The organism is Streptomyces sp. adm13(2018), assembly GCF_008042145.1.
Lineage (GTDB): Bacteria > Actinomycetota > Actinomycetes > Streptomycetales > Streptomycetaceae > Streptomyces.
This window is the reverse complement of record NZ_RDBH01000129.1, coordinates 380,471-383,327: the sequence shown is the minus strand read 5'-3', so window position 1 is coordinate 383,327 and position 2,857 is coordinate 380,471. Positions and strand designations below refer to the sequence as shown.

Annotated in this window: 3 protein-coding genes; all 3 read right to left on the bottom strand. The window is 70.6% G+C overall.

The window, feature by feature from the left end; translation table 11 throughout:
• Positions 1-120: 120 nt before the first annotated feature.
• Complete coding sequence (locus EAO70_RS18395; protein WP_148004013.1) at positions 121-1,179, bottom strand: 2-aminoethylphosphonate ABC transporter substrate-binding protein; 1,059 nt, start codon at positions 1,177-1,179, stop codon at positions 121-123.
• A 93-nt stretch (positions 1,180-1,272) separates the two neighbouring features.
• On the bottom strand, positions 1,273-2,070 hold the full coding sequence (locus EAO70_RS18390) for an ABC transporter permease (RefSeq protein ID WP_187283940.1): 798 nt from the start codon (positions 2,068-2,070) through the stop codon (positions 1,273-1,275).
• Positions 2,057-2,830, bottom strand: coding sequence for a 2-aminoethylphosphonate ABC transporter permease subunit (locus EAO70_RS18385; protein ID WP_410091387.1), 774 nt, complete (start codon positions 2,828-2,830; stop codon positions 2,057-2,059). The genes EAO70_RS18390 and EAO70_RS18385 overlap by 14 nt, the downstream gene beginning before the upstream one ends.
• Positions 2,831-2,857: the final 27 nt, after the last annotated feature.

The window sequence follows — 2,857 nt, the reverse complement described above, 5'->3', positions numbered from 1 at the left end:
GGGTGGGGTCGATGGGGGTGCGGGCGCACGTCAACGCCCCTGATCCCGCAGGGGCGTTGGTCCGTACCCGTTATCCTTCCGCGATCAACGAGGGTCATTCCAGGGGCGTACGGTGAACTCTTAGCTGCCGGTCGCGGACTTCCATGCGTCGACGTACGTCGTGAGGTTCTCGTCGATGTCGGCCCAGTCCGGTTCGAAGACCTCGACGCCCTCCATCAGCCGGGCGAGTTCGACGGCGTTGGCGTCGGTCGCCTTGACGTCCTTGCGGGCGGGGAAGCCGCCGCCGACGGCGCTGACCTCGCGCTGGGCGCCTTCGGTCAGCATGAAGTCGAGGAGCTTCCTGCCGTTCTCGGAGTGCGGGGCCCTGTCCACCAGGCCGGCCGCGTACGGCAGGGCGAAGGTGGTCGGCTTCCCCCCGTCCCTGGCCGGGAACCAGATGCCGAGGTTCGGCATCGTCTTGGACTGGGCGAAGTTCATCTGCACGTCGCCGTTGGCGACGAGGAGTTCGCCCTTGTCCACCTTGGGGGCGAGCTTGGAGGTGGAGGAGGACGGGCCGACGTTGTTGGCCTGGAGCTTCTTCAGGTACTCCATGGCCGGCTCCCGGCCGCCGAAGTCGTGCATGGCCTTGATGAGGACGGCGGTGCCGTCGCCCGCGACGCCCGGGGTGGAGTACTGGAGCCTGTTCTTGAACCTGCCGTCGAGCAGCTCCTCCCAGGTCGTGGGGGCGGTGGGGAGTTCCTTCGTGTTGTGGATGAAGCCGAAGTAGTTGTTGACGACCGAGGTCCAGGTGCCGTCGGCCGCCTTGTCGCCGCCGCCGACCTGGTCGGCGCCCCGCGGGGTGTACTTCTGGAGCAGGCCCTTGGAGGCGGCCTGCTGGATGAAGGGCGGCAGGGTCACGAGGACGTCGGCCTGGGTGTTGCTCTTCTCGCGGAGGGCGCGCTGCACCATCTCGCCGGAGCCGCCCTCGACGTACTCGACCTTGATGCCGGTCTTCTTCTCGAAGTCGGCGAAGACCTTGTCGTACCAGCCGTCGCCCGCCTCGCCCTGGAGGCCGTCGGCGCTGTAGACGGTGACGGTCTTCTCGTCGGCGGCGGCGGTGGAGCCGCCGCAGGCGGTGAGCCCGGCGGCGAGGACGAGGGAGCCGGTGACRGCGGCGAGCGGCCTGGTGTACGTACGCATGACGTCGTTCTCTCCTGAGGATCTGGGGGTACGGGGAAGGGCAGGGGCAGGAACGGGGGTACGGCGGGGGTACGGGGTGGGGCGTTGCGGCCTCTAGCGGTAGGAGGCCTTGGTGCGGATGCGGGAGACCGCGAGCAGGACCAGCAGGGTCGTGGCCATGAGGACCACGGCGAGCGCCGATCCGGTGAAGAGGGAGCCGCGGTCGGTGGCGGTGAAGACGAGCACCGGGAGCGGCATCCAGTCCGGCGGGTAGAGCATCATCGTGGCGCTCAGCTCGCCCATGGACAGGGCGAAGCAGAGCCCGGCGGCCGCGTTCAGGGACGGCAGCAGGAGGGGCAGCCGCACCCGGAGCAGGACGTACGAGGGGCGGGCGCCGAGGCTGGCCGCCGCCTGCTCGTACATCGGGTCGAGCCGCTGGACGGCGGCCGACACCGACTGGTGGGCGAAGGCCGTGACGAGCACGGTGTGGGCGAGGATCACGATCCAGCGGGTGCCGTTGAGGAGCAGCGGCGGCTGCGAGAACGCGACGAGGACGGCGAGGCCGACGACCACGGACGGTACGGCGACCGGCAGCATGAACAGCGCGTCGAGGACCCGCTTGCCCTTCCTGCCGAGCGCGGCGCCGGCGAGCGCGGCCCAGGTTCCGGCGGTCAGCGCGACGAGGCTCGCGGCGACGGCGGTGACGAGGCTGGTGGTGAGGGCCTGGAGGGACTCGCCGCGGACGGCCGCCGCGTAGTGCTCCGTGGTCGGCCCGGAGGGGAGGGCGCCGGACCAGTGCGTGGAGAACGAGGCCGCGACGATGACCAGGAGGGGCAGGGCGAAGAGCGGGACGAACAGCACGGCGAACATGCCCCAGGCCGTCCACCTGCCCGTACGGCTATGCACCAGCACGGCGGCTCACCCCCCGGTAGAGGACGTAGAGGCCCACGGAGAGGGCGACGTTGACGACGGCGACGACGCACGCGGCCGCGTAGTCGGATTCGAGGATGGCCTTGCCGTAGACGAGCATCGGGAGGGTCGTGACGCCCTTGGCCCCGGTGAAGAGCACGATCCCGAACTCGTTCAGGCACAGGACGAGGACGAGGCTGCCGCCGGCCGCGAGCGCGGGCAGCGCCTCCGGCAGGATCACCTGCCGGACGATCCGCAGCGGCCGGGCGCCGAGCGAGGACGCGACCTCCAGCTGGGCCGTCTCCAGCTGCGAGAAGGCGGCGAGCAGCGGCCGCATCACGAACGGCGTGAAGTAGGTGATCTCGGCGAGGAGGACGCCCCACGGGGTGGTCAGGAACCCGAAGGGGCCCGTGGGGTCCCCCGTGACGTCGGTCCACACACCGTTGGCCATGCCGACCGTGCCGTAGAGGAACAGCAGGGCGAGCGTGATCAGGAAGGACGGGAAGGAGAGGAAGACGTCGATGAACTTCGCCACCGCCTTCGCGCCGGGGAAGGGCACGAACGCGATCACGACCGCGAGCACGAAGCCGAGGACGAGACATCCGGCGGTGGAGGCGACGGCGAGCCACACGGTGGTGACGAGCGCCTCGCGGAAGGACACGGAGCCGAGGACCTCGCCGTACGCGCCGGGGGCCAGGGACTCCTGGACGACGAGGGCGAGCGGGTAGAGGAAGACGACGGCGAGGAGGGCGACCGGGGGCAGGACCCAGAGGAGGGCGGGGCTGAGCCG